The 18,363-nt window shown below is 62.3% G+C and carries 16 protein-coding genes and 1 pseudogene; 11 read left to right on the top strand and 6 right to left on the bottom strand.

Annotated features, from left to right (window positions below; genetic code table 11):
* Positions 1-8 precede the first annotated feature (8 nt).
* Together ABR948_RS01820 and ABR948_RS01815 are read right to left on the bottom strand one after the other, a co-directional pair.
* A complete protein-coding gene (locus tag ABR948_RS01820; RefSeq protein WP_428113624.1) occupies positions 9-386 on the bottom strand; it encodes a response regulator in 378 nt (125 codons plus the stop codon).
* Between the two features lie 39 nt (positions 387-425).
* Positions 426-1,298: an MJ0042-type zinc finger domain-containing protein gene (locus ABR948_RS01815; RefSeq protein WP_428113623.1), complete on the bottom strand. Its 873-nt coding sequence runs from the start codon at positions 1,296-1,298 to the stop codon at positions 426-428.
* Between the two features lie 205 nt (positions 1,299-1,503).
* Here ABR948_RS01815 and ftsE point away from each other — a divergent pair, with 205 nt between their 5' ends.
* The 4 genes from ftsE to ABR948_RS01795 all read left to right on the top strand — a co-directional run bounded on the left by ftsE (position 1,504) and on the right by ABR948_RS01795 (position 4,761).
* The gene (gene ftsE / locus ABR948_RS01810; RefSeq protein ID WP_428113621.1) at positions 1,504-2,163 is read left to right on the top strand and encodes a cell division ATP-binding protein FtsE; all 660 of its coding nucleotides are present in this window, start codon (positions 1,504-1,506) and stop codon (positions 2,161-2,163) included.
* Positions 2,156-3,127, top strand: a complete 972-nt coding sequence (locus ABR948_RS01805; RefSeq protein ID WP_428113619.1) for a cell division protein FtsX — start codon at positions 2,156-2,158, stop codon at positions 3,125-3,127. The genes ftsE and ABR948_RS01805 overlap by 8 nt, the downstream gene beginning before the upstream one ends.
* A gap of 117 nt (positions 3,128-3,244) precedes the next feature.
* The gene (locus tag ABR948_RS01800) at positions 3,245-3,964 is read left to right on the top strand and encodes a YdcF family protein (protein ID WP_428113617.1); all 720 of its coding nucleotides are present in this window, start codon (positions 3,245-3,247) and stop codon (positions 3,962-3,964) included.
* Between the two features lie 23 nt (positions 3,965-3,987).
* Positions 3,988-4,761 (top strand): lysophospholipid acyltransferase family protein, encoded by a 774-nt coding sequence (locus ABR948_RS01795; RefSeq protein WP_428113616.1) that lies wholly within the window; start codon positions 3,988-3,990, stop codon positions 4,759-4,761.
* Between the two features lie 30 nt (positions 4,762-4,791).
* On the opposite strand, the gene ABR948_RS01790 is transcribed toward ABR948_RS01795, so the two are convergent.
* Entirely contained in the window at positions 4,792-5,382 is a 591-nt protein-coding gene (locus ABR948_RS01790) for a gamma-glutamylcyclotransferase (RefSeq protein ID WP_428113615.1), read from the bottom strand.
* A 204-nt stretch (positions 5,383-5,586) separates the two neighbouring features.
* On the opposite strand from ABR948_RS01790, the gene ABR948_RS01785 reads away from it, so the two are divergent.
* From ABR948_RS01785 to ABR948_RS01775, 3 genes and pseudogenes are all read left to right on the top strand, one after another.
* Complete coding sequence (locus ABR948_RS01785; protein ID WP_428113613.1) at positions 5,587-6,783, top strand: DUF2125 domain-containing protein; 1,197 nt, start codon at positions 5,587-5,589, stop codon at positions 6,781-6,783.
* 314 nt (positions 6,784-7,097) lie between these two features.
* A pseudogene (locus tag ABR948_RS01780) lies at positions 7,098-10,210 on the top strand (efflux RND transporter permease subunit).
* 12 nt (positions 10,211-10,222) lie between these two features.
* Positions 10,223-11,446: an efflux RND transporter periplasmic adaptor subunit gene (locus ABR948_RS01775; protein ID WP_428113611.1), complete on the top strand. Its 1,224-nt coding sequence runs from the start codon at positions 10,223-10,225 to the stop codon at positions 11,444-11,446.
* Positions 11,447-11,497: 51 nt separating this feature from the next.
* On the opposite strand, the gene ABR948_RS01770 is transcribed toward ABR948_RS01775, so the two are convergent.
* The gene (locus ABR948_RS01770) at positions 11,498-11,947 is read right to left on the bottom strand and encodes an SRPBCC family protein (protein ID WP_428113609.1); all 450 of its coding nucleotides are present in this window, start codon (positions 11,945-11,947) and stop codon (positions 11,498-11,500) included.
* The gene (locus tag ABR948_RS01765) at positions 11,934-12,332 is read right to left on the bottom strand and encodes an ArsR/SmtB family transcription factor (protein ID WP_428113607.1); all 399 of its coding nucleotides are present in this window, start codon (positions 12,330-12,332) and stop codon (positions 11,934-11,936) included. The genes ABR948_RS01770 and ABR948_RS01765 overlap by 14 nt, the downstream gene beginning before the upstream one ends.
* A 103-nt stretch (positions 12,333-12,435) precedes the next feature.
* On the opposite strand from ABR948_RS01765, the gene ABR948_RS01760 reads away from it, so the two are divergent.
* The 4 genes from ABR948_RS01760 (at position 12,436) to ABR948_RS01745 (ending at position 17,329) form a co-directional block, all read left to right on the top strand.
* Positions 12,436-13,194, top strand: coding sequence for an alpha/beta fold hydrolase (locus ABR948_RS01760; RefSeq protein ID WP_428113605.1), 759 nt, complete (start codon positions 12,436-12,438; stop codon positions 13,192-13,194).
* Between the two features lie 122 nt (positions 13,195-13,316).
* The gene (locus tag ABR948_RS01755) at positions 13,317-14,042 is read left to right on the top strand and encodes an alpha/beta hydrolase (RefSeq protein WP_428113603.1); all 726 of its coding nucleotides are present in this window, start codon (positions 13,317-13,319) and stop codon (positions 14,040-14,042) included.
* A 197-nt stretch (positions 14,043-14,239) separates the two neighbouring features.
* On the top strand, positions 14,240-15,343 hold the full coding sequence (locus ABR948_RS01750; protein WP_428113601.1) for a peptidyl-alpha-hydroxyglycine alpha-amidating lyase family protein: 1,104 nt from the start codon (positions 14,240-14,242) through the stop codon (positions 15,341-15,343).
* 342 nt (positions 15,344-15,685) lie between these two features.
* Entirely contained in the window at positions 15,686-17,329 is a 1,644-nt protein-coding gene (locus tag ABR948_RS01745; RefSeq protein WP_428113599.1) for a tetratricopeptide repeat protein, read from the top strand.
* A 31-nt stretch (positions 17,330-17,360) separates the two neighbouring features.
* Here the strand turns inward: ABR948_RS01745 and ABR948_RS01740 are convergent, their stop codons facing one another.
* Positions 17,361-18,029 carry an NAD-dependent epimerase/dehydratase family protein gene (locus ABR948_RS01740; RefSeq protein WP_428113597.1) on the bottom strand — a complete coding sequence of 223 codons (669 nt, stop codon included), beginning with the start codon at positions 18,027-18,029 and terminating at the stop codon, positions 17,361-17,363.
* Positions 18,030-18,363 lie beyond the last annotated feature (334 nt).

The following is an 18,363-nucleotide window of genomic DNA, read 5'->3' as shown; positions in this document are numbered from 1 at the left end:
GCTCTCTCCTAACCGTTCTTCCTTGCCGCCAGCGCATCCGCCACCGCGGTGCGGATATCGGCCACCGAAAACGGCTTGGTGATGACGTCATGCACGATGGCGTTGAGGCCGGAGGCGCGCTCGCGCTGGGCGGCGAATCCCGTCATCAATAAAATCGTCAGATCGGGAAAATCGCGCGCGGCCGCCAGCGCCAGCGCGATCCCGTCCATCACGGGCATCTGGATGTCGGTGAGCAGGAGATCGAACGCGCCGTGTTCGCGGTTGAGGATCTCCAGCGCTTCGGCGCCATCTTCGGCGGTGACGGTGTCGTGGCCATCCATGGCGATGGCGCGCGCCACCAGCGTGCGCATGGACTCTTCATCGTCGGCAATCAGCACGCGCGGCATCGAAGCACCTGTTTCACAAGCGGCACCGGACGGCCCTGTCTATATATTGCCGCCGGCCAGATCACGCTTGCTGAAGAAGCGTACATCGATATTGCGCCCTTCGGGGGGCGGCGATGCCAGCCGCGACTTGAACCAGGCTTTTTCGCCCGGCCGCAGAATCGGCTGCTCCAGCACCGCGTTCCAGGCGTAGATTTCGGCGCCCTGGGCGTCGCGCACGCTGAAACGCAGCCGCGGCAATTCGACCGGCTTGCTGGTCTCGCCGACGATGACGCCCTCGATCACCAGCACCGGTTTGCCTTCCACCGTCTCGGAGGTGATCTTGACGTCCTTGAACATCAACCCGCGCAGATTCACGTCGAGGCCGACCATCTTGTAGAAACCGGCGGTCTGCGGCAGCAGCCGCACCACGTCGACGCGCCAGATGACCAGCGCCAGCACCAGCGCGCCCATCGCGGCGCAGGCCGTGGGCAGGCCGATGGGGGATTTTCCCGATGTCCCCAAGCGCGCTACCGGTCCCAAGAGCTTCTGCAGCCGCGACAGCCGTCGCGGGCGGGCGGCCCCGGCGGCCTCGTCGTCTCCGTCGTCTTGGGCCATCGACGCCCAGTCGGCCTTGCCAGAATCGGGCGAGCCTTCTTCGTCGGGCCAGTCGCCCGATATCGACGGGCTGTCGACCTCAGGGGTTTCCTGTTCCTGACTGCCGTCTTCGCGCGCCAGGGCGTCCCATTCGGCGGCGGCATCCTGATTTTCGGCTTGCGCCATGGCGGGGACCTGGGCGGCGATTTCGATCGCGTCTTCCGGCCGCGCCAGCCAGACTTCCTTGCAGCGGGAGCAGCGCACGGTGCGGCCAGCCGCGCCCAGGGTAGCCAGATTAATGGCATAGGACGTCGTACAATGGGGGCAGACGATGTGCATGGAGCCAATCTCCACCAGGATGCGGCAGGGTTTGCGAACTTCGGAAACGGGGCCATAGAATGCTACAAGACGACCGTTAACGAATCGGAAACCATAACCAAAGCACAACCGCTTTGTTGGGTTCGTGGCCGCGGCCCGGCCAGGATGCTGAGGGGGCGGCGGTTTTCCGGTTTCCGGTCGCGCCCCACATCGAACGGAGCTGAGCTTGGTTCGGTTCGAAAATGTCGGATTGCGATACGGGCTTGGCCCGGAGATTCTGCGCGACCTTAATTTCCTGATCCCCGCCCATTCCTTCCAGTTCCTCACCGGCCCCTCCGGCGCCGGCAAGACCTCGCTGCTGCGGCTGTTGTTTTTGTCGCTGCGGCCGACCCGCGGCCTGGTCAATCTGTTCGGCCAGGACGTCTCGCTGCTCGGCAAGGATGAAATCGCCGATCTGCGCAAGCGGATCGGGATCGTGCTGCAGGATTTCCGGCTGCTCGATCACATGACCACCTATGAAAACGTGGCGCTGCCGTTCCGGGTGATGGGCCGGGAAGAATCGAGCTATCGCAAGGAGGTGATCGATCTCCTGAAATGGGTCGGCCTCGGCGAGCGCATGGACGCGTTGCCGCCGATCCTGTCCGGCGGCGAGAAGCAGCGGGCCGCGATCGCGCGCGCCGTGATCTCGCGGCCGCATCTGCTGCTGGCGGACGAGCCGACCGGCAATGTCGATCCGACCCTGGGGCGGCGTCTGTTGCGGCTGTTCATCGAGCTCAACAAGTCCGGCACCGCGGTCATTATCGCGACCCACGACATCACGCTGATGGATCAGTATGAGGCGCGCCGGCTGGTGCTGCATCAGGGACGGCTGCACATCTATGAGTAGGACCGACGACCAGCACGGACCGTTGGTGGATCTCGGGCGGGAGCGCCCGCAGGTGCCGGCGCGGGCGCGCAATCTGTCGCCGATCGTGCCCCGCGCCTCGATCGCCGGCCGCGCACTGGTGGCCGTGGTCGCCATCATGACGTTCCTGGCGTCGATTACCACCGGTACGGTGCTTTTGATCAGCGCGTCGGCGTCGGAGTGGCAGTCGGAAGTCGCCAGCGAAATCACCATTCAGGTGCGTCCCGCGCCCGGGCGCGATATCGACCGCGACACCGCCGCGGTCACCGAAGCGATGCGGGCGCAGTCCGGCATCATCGAGATCAGGCCATTCACCAAGGATGAATCCGCCAAACTGCTGGAGCCCTGGCTCGGCAGCGGATTGTCGCTCGACGATCTGCCGGTGCCGCGCGTGATTGTCGCGCGGGTCCAGCCGGGAACCGCGCTCGACCTGGCCGCGCTGCGCCGCCGGGTCAGCGCGGCGTCGCCATCGGCCAGCGTCGACGATCACCGTGCCTGGATCGAGCGGATGCGGTCGATGACCGGCGCCACCGTCATCGCCGGCATCGGGATCCTGGCCCTGGTGATTGTCGCGACCATCATCTCGGTATCGTTCGCGACACGCGGCGCGATGGCGGCCAATCGCCCGATCGTCGAAGTCCTGCACTTCGTGGGGGCCGGCGATCGCTACATCGCGAACCGGTTCCTGCGGCATTTTCTGCGGCTGGGCCTGCAGGGCGGCGTGATCGGCGGCGGCATCGCGATGCTGATGTTCGGGTTCTCCGAATCGATTGCCGGCTGGTTCTCGGGCACCCCGGTCGGGGACCAGTTCGTGGCGTTGCTTGGGACGTTTTCGTTACGCCCGTCTGGCTATCTGGTGCTGGCGGCGCAGGCGGTGCTGATCGCCGCGATCACCGCCTGGGCGTCGCGGCGAACGCTGTTCGCCACGCTCGATGACATTGAGTAAGACGGGTTGGACTAAGATGGGTTGGACTGGCGCGGTTTGCCGGCATATCGCGCCAGCCGGACTCCACTTCGTCGCAAAAGCCTCTAGACTTGAACGCGGAAGGATCGCCAGACCAGCATGAACCTGCCACCGGACGATACATCGCCAAAGCCGCCGATCGCCGTTGCGCGCAGCTGGCTGCGCGCGACGATCGTGGCGGCGCTGGCGATCGTGTTCGTGGCCGCCGCGATCGGCTTCGTCGGGTTTCTCTCGCAATTGCGCGGCGCCGAGATCAAGCCGGCCCGCCACGCCGACGGCATCGTGGTGCTGACCGGCGGATCGTCGCGGGTCTCCGATGCGATGGAATTGCTGGCCGACGGCTATGGCAAGCGGCTTTTGATCTCCGGGGTCCATCCGACCAATGCCGCCAGCGACATTTCCCGGTCGCTGTCGGACAACCAGTCGCTGTTGGGGTGCTGCGTCGATCTTGACTACTCCGCCGTCAATACCCGCAGCAATGCGGCGGAGACGCGGCGCTGGGTGCACGAGCGCGGCTTCAAGTCGCTGATCGTGGTGACATCGAATTATCATATGCCCCGCGCCATCGTCGAATTGTCACACGCGATGCCTGATATCGCGCTGATTCCATTCGCGGTGGTCGGCGACAAATGGCGCGACGAGCCGTGGTGGACCAGTGGCGCGACGGTGCGGCTGCTGCTATCGGAATATGTCAAATATGTCGCCGCCGAGGTGCGGGTGCGTCTGGCGGACGCCGGTCTCGAACTGACGCCCGAACTCGCGGAGCAGCCGACCGGATCCCTCGCGCCGCGCCGCCCGGCCACGGCTCAAGCCAACTGACAAGCCAACTGATCGGGTTTTCGATGGTTTCGATCTTCTTGCGTTCGCTGGTCTACAACGTGCTGTTCTATCTGGTGCTGGCATTCTGGGTGATCCTGGGGATTCCGACCTACCTGATGCCGCGCTGGGCGATCATGAACATTGCGCGAAACTGGGCGCGCAGCAGCATCTGGCTGATGCGCGTGATCTGCAACACCAAAGTGGAATATCGCGGGCTCGAAAAGATTCCGAAGGGGCCATTGATCGTCGCCTCGAAACATCAGTCGATGTGGGAAACCTTCGCGCTGCTGCAGTTCTTCGATCAGCCGCTGTTTATCCTCAAGCGCGAGTTGAAATGGATTCCGCTGTTCGGCTGGTATCTGATCAAGTCTGATATGATCGGGGTCGATCGAAGCGCCGGTGGGCGCGCGCTGTTGAATATGGCGCGCCGCGCCGGCGAGGAAGTGCGGCGCGGCCGTCAGTTGATTATTTTCCCGGAAGGCACCCGAACCCCCGTCGATGCGCCGCCGCATTACAAGACCGGCGTCGCGCAGATCTATGTTGATAGCGGCGTGCCCTGCGTGCCGGTGGCGCTCAATTCGGGACTGTTCTGGCCGCGCCGGACGTTCATGCGATATCCGGGAACGCTGGTGGTCGAATTTCTCGATCCCTTGCCATCAGGCCTGTCGCGCCGCGAATTCATCGCGCGGGTCTCCACCGTGATCGAAGACGCCACCAACCGGCTGGTCGAGGTCGCGCGCGGCGAGCAGGCGCAATTGTTCGGCCGGGTGCCCGATCGCGTGTCGGCGAAGGCGTAAGGCTGTTCGCGCCTGTCGTTCAGGGTGTCATCACCGATGCAGCGGCGTGTCGTCGTGCAGCATCAGTGCCAGTTGATGCAATTGCGGATCACGAAAGCCCTGCGCCTCGATCGACTTCACGGTCGACAGCACATAGTCGCGGTTGTTTCCGGAACGGCCGTGCCCCTGCTGGACGTAGCGCAGCTGTTCGCCCAGCGACAGCCTGCCGGCATATTGGATGTGACCGCGATCGACCACATAGGCGAGTGCGCTGACGCGCTGCCGGGCTTCGTTCTCCAGCCAGACCGAGCGCATCACTTCGCGATAGACATGGGTGGTCTGCTCGCGGCTGCGCAGATAGTCGACGGTGTCGCGGCGTCGCGCTGCCGCGACCCGAAAGGCGATGCCGCGGCAGGCGCCGCCGCGGTCGAGGCCGAGCACGAGGCCGGGTTTTTCCGGCGTCCCGCGGTGGTCGAACGAATAGACGCACAGCGCGCGGTGCTCGCCGATCAGCCGCGCCGGAACCTGCTCGACGAATTCGAAACCCGGCCGCCACATCAGTGACCCGTAGCCGAACACCCACAGATCGGCTTTAGGGTCGGCTTCGGAAAGTTCCGTTTCGGAGGGGATTTCGACTGACATCGCGTGCACGCCTGGAGCATGATCCGGAAAAGTGGGAACCGGTTTTCCGAAAAGATCATGCTCAAACAAGAAGATGGACGACGAGCATGATTCAACGCAGTTGAATCATGCTCTAGCAGAAATTCATGCTTTGTGAAAATGCGTTAACCTGTTGGTGGCCCGGCGCATCGCTTTATTGACAAAATCATTGGCCAAAGCACTCCGATGTCCGATATCACCCTCGCGCCGCGCCGGCGCCCGCTTTGGCGCCTTTTCATCATGCCCGTCCTGCTCCTGATCGCCGCTGTGGGGTGGAGCGCGTTCTGGTTCTATGCCGCCTCACAGGTCGATGTGAAAGCCGACGCCTGGCGCGCGCAGGAGGCGAAATCCGGCCGGGTCTATGATTGCGCCAGACGTTCGGTGGCCGGCTTTCCGTTCCGCCTCGAAGTCCGCTGCGACGGCGCCAGCGTCTCATTGCAGTCGCAGACCGCGGGGCAGGCCGCGACGCAGGCGCCGGTCACGGCCAATCTGGGCGAAATCCTGGTGGTCGCGCAGGTCTATGATCCGAAACTGCTGATCGCGGAATTCACCGCACCGGCGACGATCTCCGATCGCGGCGGAACACCTTGGATGCGGGTGAACTGGCGCACGGCCCGCTCGAGCGTGGTGGGATTGCCGGCCATTCCGCAGCGCGCCTCGATCGTGTTCGATGACCCGTCGGTCGATCGCATCAATGGACCGGCGCTCACACCGCTGGCGCGCGCGACCCATATCGAACTGCATGGCCGTGTTGCCGAGGGCGCGCCGCTCGATCGCCCCGTGATCGAGACCGTGCTGAAGATCGAAGGCGGCAGCGTGCAGGAGGTGCATCCGCTGCTGGCGCAGCCGTTCGACGCCGACATCCGCACGATGCTGAGCGGCCTGAAGGATCTGGCGCCAAAACCCTGGCCCGAACGGTTTCGCGAAATTCAGGCCGCCGGCGGGCATGTCGAGATCGTGCAGTCGCGGATCGTGCAGGGCGATCTGGTCGCGGTCGCCGCCGGCACGCTCGGGCTGACCGCGCAGGGGCGTCTCGACGGCGAGTTGCAGATGACGGTGGCCGGCATCGAGAAGGTGATTCCGGCGCTCGGCCTTGAAAAAATGCTCGATGACGGCGTGCCGCAGGCGACGCTCGATCGCGTAGCACCCGGCGTCAAGACGAAGGATGTCCACAATCTGCTCGGCGCGCTGGACCGGGCGATTCCCGGCCTCGGCCAGGTGGTCAAGCAAAACGTCAATGTCGGCGTCGCCGCCGGCATCAACGCGCTCGGCAAGGAAGCGGTGCTGGAGGGCAAGAAGGCGCGATCCTTCCCGCTGCGTTTTGTCGACGGCACGGTGTATCTGGGCCCGATCAAGGTCGGGGAAGTGCCGCCGCTGTTTTGAAACGGCGCCTTGTGCGACGTTGAAGATTCGCTCGACGTTACCGATTGTTTAATGTCCGCAGGCGCCCTATGCGCGCTATCATCGCTGCGCCGTTCGACCATTGCGGAGCAGGGTTCCATCAGTCCAATTCAACGATTACGCACCTGCGTTTGGGCCTTGTTTGGCAGCCGGGTATGGTGGAAGCGGGTTGGGCCTGATGATTCAGGGCCGTTTCGTGCTGATCCGCCCGCCGCGGCGGCCGCGCCAGGCGGGGCGCTTCGACGTATCGTCGTTAGCGTTAAACGGTGCGACCTTCAAATTCAGGGCTCTGCCTCATGAGTGCTATTGTTCGGTTAGCTCTTGCGCGTCCTTACACCTTCGTCGTCATGGCGATCCTGATCGCAATTTTTGGCGTGCGCTCGATGTTTGGCACGCCGACCGATATTTTTCCGAATATCAACATCCCGGTCATCTCCGTCATATGGAGCTATACCGGCTTGCCGCCGGACGATATGGCGAACCGCATCGTCGCGATCTACGAACGCTCGCTATCGACGACCGTCAATGACATCGAGCATATCGAGTCGCAGTCGCTTCCCGGCTACGGCGTCGTTAAAGTCTTCTTCCAGCCGACTGTGAACATCAGCGCCGCCCAGGCACAGGTCACATCGATATCTCAAACCGTCTTGAAGCAACTTCCTTCCGGCATCACCCCGCCGTTCCTGCTGGTTTACGACGCTTCAAGCGTTCCGATCATCCAACTGGCGTTGTCGAGCGACACCCTCTCCCAGACGGCGCTCAACGATCTCGCCACGAATTTCATCAGGCCCGCGCTTGCGACGATCGCAGGCGTCCAGTTGCCAAACGCCTATGGCGGCGCCCCCCGGCAGGTGCAGATCGACCTCGACCAAAATGCCCTGCGCGCCCACAGCCTCTCGGCGACCGACGTCGGCAACGCCCTCGCCCGGCAGAACCTGATCACTCCGGTCGGCACCGAAAAGATCGGTTCCTACGAATACATCATCGACCTCAACGATTCTCCGAAAGCCATTGAAGATTTCGATAATCTGCCGATTAAAGTGGTCAACGGCGTGGTGGTCTTCATCCGCGACGTCGCTCATGTCCACAATGGTTCGCCGCCGCAGACCAATGTCGTGCGGTCGGATGGCCGCAAGGGCGTGCTGATGTCGGTGCTGAAGATCGGTTCCGCCTCGACCCTCGACATCATTGCCAGCGTAAAAGCGCGCTTGCCGGCCATTCAGGCTACCCTTCCGGACGGGGTCGATCTCAAATATGTCGCCGATCAGTCGGGCTTCGTCAGATCCTCCGTCGCGGCGGTCGTTCGCGAAGGAGTTATTGCGGCCGCGCTGACCGGCTTCATGATCCTGGTCTTTCTCGGCAGTTGGCGCTCGACCTTCATCATTACCGTTTCGATACCGCTGGCGGTGCTTAGCTCGCTGATCGCGCTTTCGGTGCTTGGCCAGACGATCAATGTAATGACGCTCGGTGGTCTAGCGCTCGCGGTCGGTATTCTGGTCGACGATGCGACGGTCACCATCGAAAACATCAATCGGCACATGGAGGAGCAGGGCGAAGACATCCTGACGGCCATCACTCACGGCGCGCAGGAAATCATGGCTCCGGCGACGATAGCGCTGTTTTGCATCTGCATCGCTTTCGTACCGTTGCTTTCGCTTGGCGGGGTCGCCGGTTACCTGTTCCGACCGTTGGCGATGGCGGTCGTCTTCGCGATGATCGCCTCTTACATTTTGACCTATACGCTGGTGCCGACAATGGCGCATTTTCTGCTGCGCAACCAGCACCATGGTTCGACGCGTTCGGAAGATGCCGGACCGCCGCCGAAAGGCTTTTTCGCCCGCTTCCAACACGGGTTCGAACATTATTTCGAACGATTGCGGCAAGGCTATCTGGGGTTGCTGGAATTGGCGCTGCAGTATCGTTTCTGGTTCGCCGGCGGCTTCCTCTGCGTGGCCTTGGCATCCCTCGGCCTCGCTCCGTTCCTTGGACAGGATTTCTTCCCCTCGATCGATGCCGGCGCGATCAGAATTCACATGCGCGCACCAACCGGAACGAGAATCGAGGAAACGACGCGCTTGACCGATCAGGTCGAACAGAAAATCCGCGCGCTGATACCGCCCGATCGGATAGCGAGCATCGTCGACAATATTGGTCTGCCGAACAGCGGCATCAATATTTCATATGGAAGTTCCGGCACGATCGGCGTCTTCGATGCCGACATATCGGTCAGCTTGAACGAAGGGGAGACCGCCACAGATTCCTATGTGAAGACCCTGCGCGAGAAGCTGCCGGCGGCTTTTCCCGGCACAACGTTCTCATTCCTCCCGGCGGATATCGTCACCCAGATCCTCAATTTCGGCTCGCCGGCGCCCCTCGATGTTCAGATCGCCGGCGCCAACCTCAATGCCAGCCGCGCCTTCGCGAACAAGCTGCTTGCGAAGATCCGCTTCGTCCCGGGCGTGGCGGATTCCCGCATTCAGGAGCAATTCCAGAGCCCCGCGCTGAAAGTCGACTTCAACCGCGAACTCGCCGGCGTCGTCGGGTTGACGGAAGGCGATGCCGCTACAAGCATTCAGGCGACGCTGTCGGGCAGTACGCAGACGGCGCCGACCTACTGGCTCAATCCGGCAAATGGCGTGTCCTATCCGGTTTCCGTCCAAACGCCGCAATATAAAATCGATACGCTTGGAGAACTCAAAAACCTGCCATTGTCCGCCGCCCAGTCCACCCAATTGCTGGGAGGCCTCGCAACGTTCTCGCCCGAGCCGGTCGACGCGGTCGTTTCACGCTACGATATCAGGCCTGTCGTCAACATCTATGCGACAACGCAGGGCCAGGATCTTGGCAGCGTCGCCGCCGATGTGCAGAAAATCGTCGAGGATTCCCGCGCGGACCTGCCGAAAGGTTCGACCGTTGCGATTCGGGGTCAGGCAAGCACCATGACGGATGCATACAGGCAGTTGTTTATCGGTTTGGCGATGTCGATCACCCTGATCTATCTGCTGATCTGGCCGGCATCGTCTGGATGCTGTTCCTCACCTTTACGACCCTGTCCGTGCCCGCTCTCACCGGCGCGATCATGTGCATGGGCGTCGCCACGGCCAACAGCATTCTGGTCGTCAGTTTCGCACGCGAGCGGCTCTCGGAAGGCAAAGACGCGCTGACCGCCGCGATGGAGGCGGGCGGCACGCGATTCAGGCCCGTGATCATGACGGCGTTGGCCATGATCATCGGCATGGCGCCGATGGCGATCGAACCCGGACAGAACGCGCCTCTCGGCCGCGCCGTCATCGGTGGCCTGCTTTTTGCTACTTTCGCGACGCTGGTGTTCGTGCCGGTGTTGTTCAGTATCGCCCATGCACGCCAACCACGTCCCGCCGAGGCGGCCAATCCGCCTTCCCACGCCTAACCTGGAGCTCTCATGTCTTCCGAACCGTCCGCCCGCCCCGGCAAGCCACGCCGGATCCTGTTTTTGCTGGGCTTCGTTGCGGTTTGCGCGATCGCCCTGGCCGCGTTCGGTATCCTCGATCGCGCCAGGAGCAAGCAGGAGGTCAAAGCCTGGACTGACGAGCAAGCGATTCCGACCGTGCGTCTCGTTCAGGCTGAACCCGGTCCTTCAGAACATCCGTTGCTGCTGCCGGGAAACGTCGCCGCCTTCAATATCAGTTCGCTGTTCGCCCGCGCCAGCGGCTACGTGACTGCCTGGCATAGCGATATTGGCGCGCATGTGAAGAAGGGCGACGTGCTTCTCACGATATCCGCGCCCGATCTCGACCAGCAGCTTCAACAGGCAAAGGCGCAGTTCGTTCAATTGCAGGCCGCTGTCGAACAGGCGCAGGCGACCGCCGATCTCGGCCAGGTGACCAACGGGCGGACGGCGCGGCTCGTCGCTCTGGGGTGGTCGACCCTGGAACAGGGCGACACTGATCGCTTGACGGCGGCCTCGCGAACCGCGGCGTTGGCGGTCGCCAAGGCCAATGTGACGGCCCAGGAGGCTGAGGTGAACAGGCTCCAGGAGCTGACCGGCTTCGAACAGATCAAGGCGCCCTTCGACGGCGTCGTCACAGTGCGCAACGTCAACATCGGCGATCTGCTCAACGCCGGCGGTACGTCGGGCAGGGCCCTTTACCAGCTCGCCGACATCCATCGCATGCGCATTTTTGTGAATGTCCCGCAAGCGTTCCTTGGCGACCTCAAGCCTGGCGTCAAGGCGACGCTTCACCTGCCCGGCCAGCAGGAGACTTTCGAGGCGGAGCTGTCGTCGACCTCAAATGCGCTGGAGGAAAATTCCCGCACCGCGCTGATCGAGCTGCAGGCAGACAATCCGGACGGGAAGCTGTGGCCCGGCGCCTTCACGGAAGTACAGTTCCACATTCCCTCCGACCCCAACACGTTGCGCATTCCGTCCACCGCGCTGATTTTCGGCACAAATGGAATGCGCGTGGCCGCGATCGACGCCAACAACAAGGTCGTCCTGAAACCCGTGCGACTGGGCCGCGATCTCGGCAACTACGTCGAGATTCAATCCGGCCTGTCCTTGACCGATAGACTGATCGACAACCCGCAAGAATCCATAGAGGCGGGCGCTGTTGTCCGTCTCGCCGGCACGGACGCGAAAAAACCAACGGTCGCCGCCGCCGAATGAGCCGCCCGTCGGATCAACGCAGGCCATCGCGGGTGAATGTGAAATTTCGACCTAGGCGTCTTTTGAAACCGCGTCCGCCAGATGGTCCAGGATATTTCCCCAGCCCTTGGTATGACCTTCATGAATGGCCTGGGTCGGCAGACGCTCGTGGGTTACCACGAGGTCGGTTTCATCGCCGCGCGGATTGAGTTCGACGGTGACCAGCGTATTCACATTGTTGGTCAGCGGGCCCATCCACGTGAACACAAGCTTGCGCGGCCGGTCGATTTGCACATAGGTGCCGGATACTTCGCGGCTTGCCTGCTCCGATGACATCACAAGGCTGAAGGCTCCGCCAGGACGCAGGTCACAGCTCGCCTTGCAATCGACCGTGCCCGGAAAGGGGCTCATCCACCGAACCATCAAATCGGGTTTGGTCCACAGGTCGAAGATCTGCTCCGCCCCGGCCTTCACGCGCCGGCGTACCTGCACGATCGGGCCCGTGGTGTCACCGCGATCCATGCTTGCGATCCTTTGGCCCCGATTTGTGGTCCTTCTTGAGCTCGCGCAGCAGGATCTCCATGGCGTCCAGCCGCTTCTCCCAATAGTGGCGCGTCCGCTCGATCCAGCCGTCGACCTCGTCCAGCGAATGGGCATTGATGGAGAGAATGTGGTCGCGCCCTTGCCTGCGTCGCTCGACCACGCCGCTCGCTTCCAGCACGCGGATATGTTTCGACACCGCGTTCAAAGACATAGGGAAGGGTTCGGCGAGCTCGGTCACGCGCGCTTCGCTGCGTGAGAGCCGTTCGATGATCGCCCGCCGCGTCGGATCGGCTAACGCGGCGAATACCGCGTCGAGGCGCGCGGTGCGCGCAGCGGCTTGCTTGCGGGCTTCGATCTCAACCATTCAAAATATTCTACCCAACGGTTGACAATTTTTCAAGTCGACGCTTTATTCAACCTACAGGTTGAATAACTATGACAATGGTATGACAATGAAGGAGAGCGCGATGCCAAATAAATCCATTGCCGCCGCGGCCGCGGCGGTCGCACTTCTGTCGGCTGCCGTCGCCCCGGCGCGGGCCGAGCCGGTCAAGAACGTCGTCCTCGTGCACGGCGCCTTCGCCGATGGTTCCGGCTGGCAGCGCGTCGCCGACATTCTTGGCAAGGACGGCTATACGGTCAGCGTGGTGCAGGAGCCGCTGACCTCGCTTGCCGACGACGTCGCGGCGACCAAACGCGTGCTGGATCTGCAACAGGGTCCGACCGTTCTGGTCGGCCACAGCTATGGCGGGGTGGTCATCACCGAAGCGGGCAATGCGCCGAATGTCGTCGGCCTCGTCTACATCGCCGCTTTCATCCCCGACCAGGGCGAGAGTGCGGTCAGCCTGCTCTCGTCGGCCCCCGCCGCCAACAACGACATGCGCGCCACCAAGGACGATTTCCTGTACCTCGAGCCATCAGCCTTCCCCGCCGACTTCGCCGCCGACGTCGCGAAACCCGAGGCGAACTTCATGGCCCATTCCCAGATGATGCTGGCCAAGGCCGCCGGCGGCGCGCCGGTGACGGCCGCCGCCTGGCACCAGAAGAAGAGCTGGGCGCTGGTCGCGACCCGCGACCACAACATCAATCCCGATCTCGAGCGCAGCATGGCCAAGCGGGCCGGCAGCGAAACCATCGAAGTTCCGGGCAGCCACGCGGTGTATATCTCCAAACCGGATGACGTGGCTCGCTTGATCGAACGGGCGGCAAAGGCGTCGGCCCAGTAGCCCTTCCCTCCCACCACGATTGATACGCCCCAGTCGGCATCGGATCGAGGGAGGGGGCTTCGGCTTGACCTCAAGCCGCGGTCGCCCCCCGGCACTGGACATCATGAGCAAAGGACAATCCCATGAAAACGCTGCAAGCTGCCAACCCTATCCATAACGTCGTGCTGGTCCACGGGGCCTTCGTGGATGGTTCAGGTTGGAAGGCCGTTTACGACATTCTGAAAAAGGGCGGTTATGACGTTACGATCGTCCAAAACAGCACGGCTACGCTCGACGGAGACGTCTCCGCAGCCAAGCGGGCAATCGCGGATGCAAAGGGCGACGTCATTCTGGTGGGGCACTCCTATGGAGGAGTTGTCATCACCGAAGCTGGCAATGATCCCAAGGTCGCCGGTCTGGTCTATGTCGCGGCCTATGCACCGGCGGCAGGCGAATCCCTCGGTTCGTTGGTCGCCGCCGCACCCCCCGGCGTTGCAGCGCCGCCTATCCTGCCGCCTGAAAATGACTCGGTGCTTCTCGACAAGGCGAAATTTCCGGCCGCCTTTGCCGCCGACCTCCCGGCTGAAGCCGCGGAGTTCATGGCCGCCTCTCAAACTCCGTTGGGACTTGCGGCGCTCGACGGCAAAATCTCGCATCCGGCTTGGCAGGACAAGCCGACCTGGTATCTTCTCACCACCCAGGACAAGATGATCCCGCCACCGCAGCAACGTCAGATGGCCGAGCGCACGCATGCGGAGATCTCTGAGATCGCGTCCAGCCACGCTGTGTTCCTTTCGCATCCCAAGATCGTCGCGGCTCTGATCGAAAAGGCCGCGCAGAACGCGTCTACCAAAGCGGCTGCCCACTAACCCGAGCAACGTGAGCGTTGCTGCTCCCAGGTCTCGCAGACTTGGGAGCAGCCGCCGGCTGCCAGGGAAACTGGCTCTCATGTATCGGGTGTAAAGGTCTTCAACGGACGCATAGCGACTGTTGTTTCGGCGGCCCACTGCTGTGATAGAGTAGCAAGCCAGGCCGCGTGCCCGATCGAAAACAGGGAGGAGTTTCCATGAAGGCGCTATTGACCGCGGGCCTGATGCTGATGGCTGCGCCGTGTCTTGTCCAGCCGGGTCTTGCCCAGCAAAATCTTGCCCAGCAAAGCGTTCCGCAGATCCCCTTCGATTCCGTGGCGGATTTCCCGAAGCTGCCGGACGGCATGAATTTTGGCGAGGTGCCCGGCGTGGCCGTGAACTCCAAGGGCCACGTCTTCGTGTTCACGCGCTCGAACAGCGCCAGTGGTCCGGCCTATGCGCCGACCGCCGCGCAGCTTCTCGAATTCACCGCCGAGGGCGATTTCGTCCGCGAGATCGGCAAGGGCCTCTACGCCTGGGCCTTCGCCCACAGCGTGCGCATCGACAAGGACGACAACATCTGGGCCATCGACAAGGGCTCGGACATGATCGTCAAGTTCAATCCGGCCGGCCGCGTACAATGGGTGTTCGGCCGTCGCAAGGAATCCGCCGACGACGCCAAGCCGTGGGAACACGTCAATCCACCGCTGCCGCCGGTCGACGGCCTGTTCCGCGAGCCGACCGACGTCGCCTGGGACTCCAGGGGCAACACCTACATCAGCGACGGCTACATCAATTCGCGGGTCGCCAAGTTCGACATGCATGGCAAATGGGTGAAGTCATGGGGCGAGCCGGGCACCGAGCCGGGCCAGTTCCATTTGCCTCACGCCATCGCCATCGACAACAACGACAACGTCTATGTCGGCGACCGCAGCAACCACCGCATCCAGGTGTTTGATACCGACGGCAAGTTCCTGCGGATGTTCGCTATCACGGTGCCGCCAGATACGACCACGCGCGCCGTCTACGGTGCCACGCCGACCGGCGACCGCCTCACCCAGGTGATCGGTGCGCCCAATTCGATCTGCATCACGCCGGGACCGAACCAGGTGATGTTCGTCGGCGAAACAACCTTCCCGGGACGCATCTTCAAGGTCGCGCTCGACGGCAAGGTGCTGGGTGTGATCGGCAAATCCGGACGCGCGCTGAAGGAATTCTCCGGTGCCCATGCGCTCGCATGCCCGTCGGAAAATTTGATCTATGCCGCCGAAACGGCCAATTGGCGGGTACAGAAGCTGATCCTTCACGCCGTCACCGAATAAGGCGCAGGCTCGCTCAAACGGTCGCTCGAGACGAATACGGCTCGTCGACCGAGACCGTCGGGCGATGGGCTGGCGAGAACCTTGAGCGGCAGTTGATTGAAGGCCTTGACCAGCTCCGCGCCCGGAACACGCTCCGCGTAAAAACTGTCGCCACGACATCGACAGCAACTGAACAACGATTTCGATCAGGTCGAGCCTGGCGGGATTCGCGTCCCGTCAGCATTGCGGAAAGAATGCGCCGAGGCCAAGCGACGCGAAATGTCGTGCATGTCCAGTTGAATGTGAACCAGAACAGCAAATACCGATACTTATCTCAGGATACCAAAGTTCGACGGAGATTGCATGAGCCCCTCGGATTGGAGGTCTTGGAGCGCGCTTTTTGCCGCCATGATATTCCTGAGTTATTCAGCCGCCGCTGCTGACCAGTGTGATAGTCCGCAAGACCCAGAGGCTGCGATCATTGACTGTACTCGGAGCATCAATTCGGGGAAATGGAAAGGACGCTATCTGGCGGCTTTCTACAGCAATCGAGCTGCCGCTTATCACGAACAGGGCGACAACGACCGCGCCATTGCCGACTTGAATGAGGCGATCCGGCTCGATCCCAAATTGGCCATGCCCTTCAACAATCGCGGTGCCGCTTATAACGAACGGGGCGACAACGACCACGCCATCGCCGACTACAATGAGGCGATCCGGCTCGACCCCGAATTCGCCATGGCATTCAGCAATCGAGGTAACGCCTACAGCGACAAGGGCGACAACGACCGCGCCATAGCCGATTTCAATGAGGCGATCCGGATCGATCCTACCTTCGCCACGGCCTTCCAAAATCGAGGTAGCGCCTACCACGACAAGGGCGACAACGACCGCGCCATCGCCGACTACAATGAGGCGATCCGGCTCGATCCAACACACGCTAAGGCCTTCCTCGGTCGAGGTATCGCCTTTAGCGACAAGGGCGACAACGACCGCGCCGTCGCCGATTTCACTGAGGCGATCCGGCTCGATCCCACATCCGCCATGGCCTTCGACGATCGAGGCAGCGCCTACCACGACAAGGGCGATAACGACCGCGCCATCGCCGACTACAACGAGGCGATCCGGCTCGATCCCGAACGCGCCAGGGCCTTCAACCATCGGGGTTACGCCTACAGCGACAAGGGCGATAACGACCGCGCTATCGCCGACTACAATGAGGCGATCCGGCTCAATCCCAAATCCGGCATGGCCTTCCACAATCGAGCTGTCGCCTTTCTCGAAAAGGGCGATACTGACCGCGCCATCGCCGATTACAGTGAGGCGATCCGGATCGATCCCGAAGATGCCAGCGCCTTCAACGGTCGAGGTGTCGCTTATCGCGCCAAGGGCGACAACGACCGCGCTATCGCCGACTACGATGAGGCGATCCGGCTTAATCCAAAATCCGGCAGGGCCTTCGTCGGTCGAGGTGACGTCTTCAGCATCAAGGGTGACTTCGCGCGCGCTATCGCCGACGACAATGAGGCGATCCGGCTCAATCCGAAATCCTCCCTGGCCTACTTTGCTCGCGGGCGTTCATATCTCTTTGCCGGCTCAGTCGAAAAGGCGCTGGCCGATTTTAACCAGGCCAATGCGCAGGCGCCGGAAAATGCCTACGTCGCTCTGTGGGTCGATATCGTCGGCCGGCGGAACAATCTCCCGAGCCGTCTGGCACAAACCAGTTCCCGGATCGACATGACCGTCTGGCCGGCCCCCGTCATCAGGTTGTTCATGGACCAGATGACGCCTGCTGCTGTGCTTGCTGCCGCGGACGATGCGGACGCCACCAGGAAGAAGGGCCAGGTCTGCGAGGCGAATTTTTACAGTGCGGAGCTTTCGTTGACCAAGGGGTTGAAAGATGAAGCCACTCGCCTTTTCCGTCTGGCGGCAAGCGATTGCCCGCACAGTTTCAACGAGTGGGATGCCGCCAATGCCGAACTGAAGGCGCTTGGCGTAATCCCATGAGCAAGTTTCGCTCGTGCCGCCAAAGCTGCCTCTAAAGCGCCCGCGATCGTTGCTTCATCGCGGCATTTTCCAGGATCGTCGTGCCGTCCTGCCCGTGGAGAAATTCACCGACAAAGGCCCGGCCGATATCGTCCTGATCAATCGTCCCAAACGAACCTGGAACGAAACGCCCCAGCCAAGCAAGAAACTCCGGGGTGTGCGCATTACCCGCAATGATGCCGGGGCGGAAAATGGCCAGACGTTTAAATCCGAGGCTCCGCACCGCATCTTCTTTTTCGCCCATGATGCGGGCATAACGAATCCGGCTCTTGGCGCTGCTCCCGGCTGCCGAAAGCAGTCCGAATCGTTCGATTCCCGCCGCCAGGCAGCCACGCGCAAACGCGCCGACCACGCCGATTTCCAGCTTCCTGATGTCCTCCTCGCTCCATTGCTGGCTCCCTTTACCGATGCCGATACATGATGTGGCATATAACGGTTCACCCTGCGCGCTGCAGGTCCTGGCAAGTTCGGCGATCTCACTGGAAAAATTTGCCGCACCGGTATCCATGATCACCTGGCGCAGACGCGCATCGGCAGCAAGAGGAACAGTCCGGCGATTGACCATCACCACTTCCGTGCACGCGCCAGCAGCGAGCAGGGCCCGCACCAGTCCCGACCCAACCTGCCCGGTGCCACCGGCGACCAAAACGCGAAAATTCATGCTCTGCCTTTCCCCGGGTAATATCGCTGGCGGTATTTTCAAACGCGATTCGGTTGCCGCTACTATCCCGATCGATCCTACGCCCCGTTGCCCGACGGGCAAATCATCTGGGCCATTGACCGCCCGCCGTGTCCAGCCCTCGTTGCAAAAATATTCTGATTTTCCGAAGACCCCAAATCACTTTATTTTCCTCGCCGTCCTGTCCCACAGAGGGGGCGGTTCGCGATCGTCACGGACGCGGGTCAGGATGCGGTGGACGTGGAAGCGCCGATAACGAACGGCGCGTGAGACGGACGGAGAAGTCGTGTGGTTCTGACGCCCCGATGCTGGCGTC

Origin of the sequence: Bradyrhizobium sp., from assembly GCF_050014615.1 — a bacterium.
GTDB lineage: Bacteria > Pseudomonadota > Alphaproteobacteria > Rhizobiales > Xanthobacteraceae > Bradyrhizobium.
The sequence above is the reverse complement of the archived record's forward strand: the minus strand, read 5'-3'. Positions and strand labels throughout refer to the sequence as shown.

Bases quoted from the DNA above. Each gene is read 5' to 3' on its own strand.
- ABR948_RS01770 (WP_428113609.1), bottom strand. From the start codon at position 11,947: ATGGATCGCGGTGACACCACGGGCCCGATCGTGCAGGTACGCCGGCGC.
- ABR948_RS01805 (WP_428113619.1), top strand. From the start codon at position 2,156: ATGAGTAGGACCGACGACCAGCACGGACCGTTGGTGGATCTCGGGCGG.
- ABR948_RS01795 (WP_428113616.1), top strand. From the start codon at position 3,988: ATGGTTTCGATCTTCTTGCGTTCGCTGGTCTACAACGTGCTGTTCTAT.
- ABR948_RS01755 (WP_428113603.1), top strand. From the start codon at position 13,317: ATGAAAACGCTGCAAGCTGCCAACCCTATCCATAACGTCGTGCTGGTC.
- ABR948_RS01765 (WP_428113607.1), bottom strand. From the start codon at position 12,332: ATGGTTGAGATCGAAGCCCGCAAGCAAGCCGCTGCGCGCACCGCGCGC.
- ABR948_RS01740 (WP_428113597.1), bottom strand. From the start codon at position 18,029: ATGAATTTTCGCGTTTTGGTCGCCGGTGGCACCGGGCAGGTTGGGTCG.
- ABR948_RS01750 (WP_428113601.1), top strand. From the start codon at position 14,240: ATGAAGGCGCTATTGACCGCGGGCCTGATGCTGATGGCTGCGCCGTGT.
- ABR948_RS01745 (WP_428113599.1), top strand. From the start codon at position 15,686: ATGAGCCCCTCGGATTGGAGGTCTTGGAGCGCGCTTTTTGCCGCCATG.
- ABR948_RS01800 (WP_428113617.1), top strand. From the start codon at position 3,245: ATGAACCTGCCACCGGACGATACATCGCCAAAGCCGCCGATCGCCGTT.
- ABR948_RS01775 (WP_428113611.1), top strand. From the start codon at position 10,223: ATGTCTTCCGAACCGTCCGCCCGCCCCGGCAAGCCACGCCGGATCCTG.
- ABR948_RS01760 (WP_428113605.1), top strand. From the start codon at position 12,436: ATGCCAAATAAATCCATTGCCGCCGCGGCCGCGGCGGTCGCACTTCTG.
- ABR948_RS01785 (WP_428113613.1), top strand. From the start codon at position 5,587: ATGTCCGATATCACCCTCGCGCCGCGCCGGCGCCCGCTTTGGCGCCTT.
- ABR948_RS01820 (WP_428113624.1), bottom strand. From the start codon at position 386: ATGCCGCGCGTGCTGATTGCCGACGATGAAGAGTCCATGCGCACGCTG.
- ABR948_RS01815 (WP_428113623.1), bottom strand. From the start codon at position 1,298: ATGCACATCGTCTGCCCCCATTGTACGACGTCCTATGCCATTAATCTG.
- ABR948_RS01790 (WP_428113615.1), bottom strand. From the start codon at position 5,382: ATGTCAGTCGAAATCCCCTCCGAAACGGAACTTTCCGAAGCCGACCCT.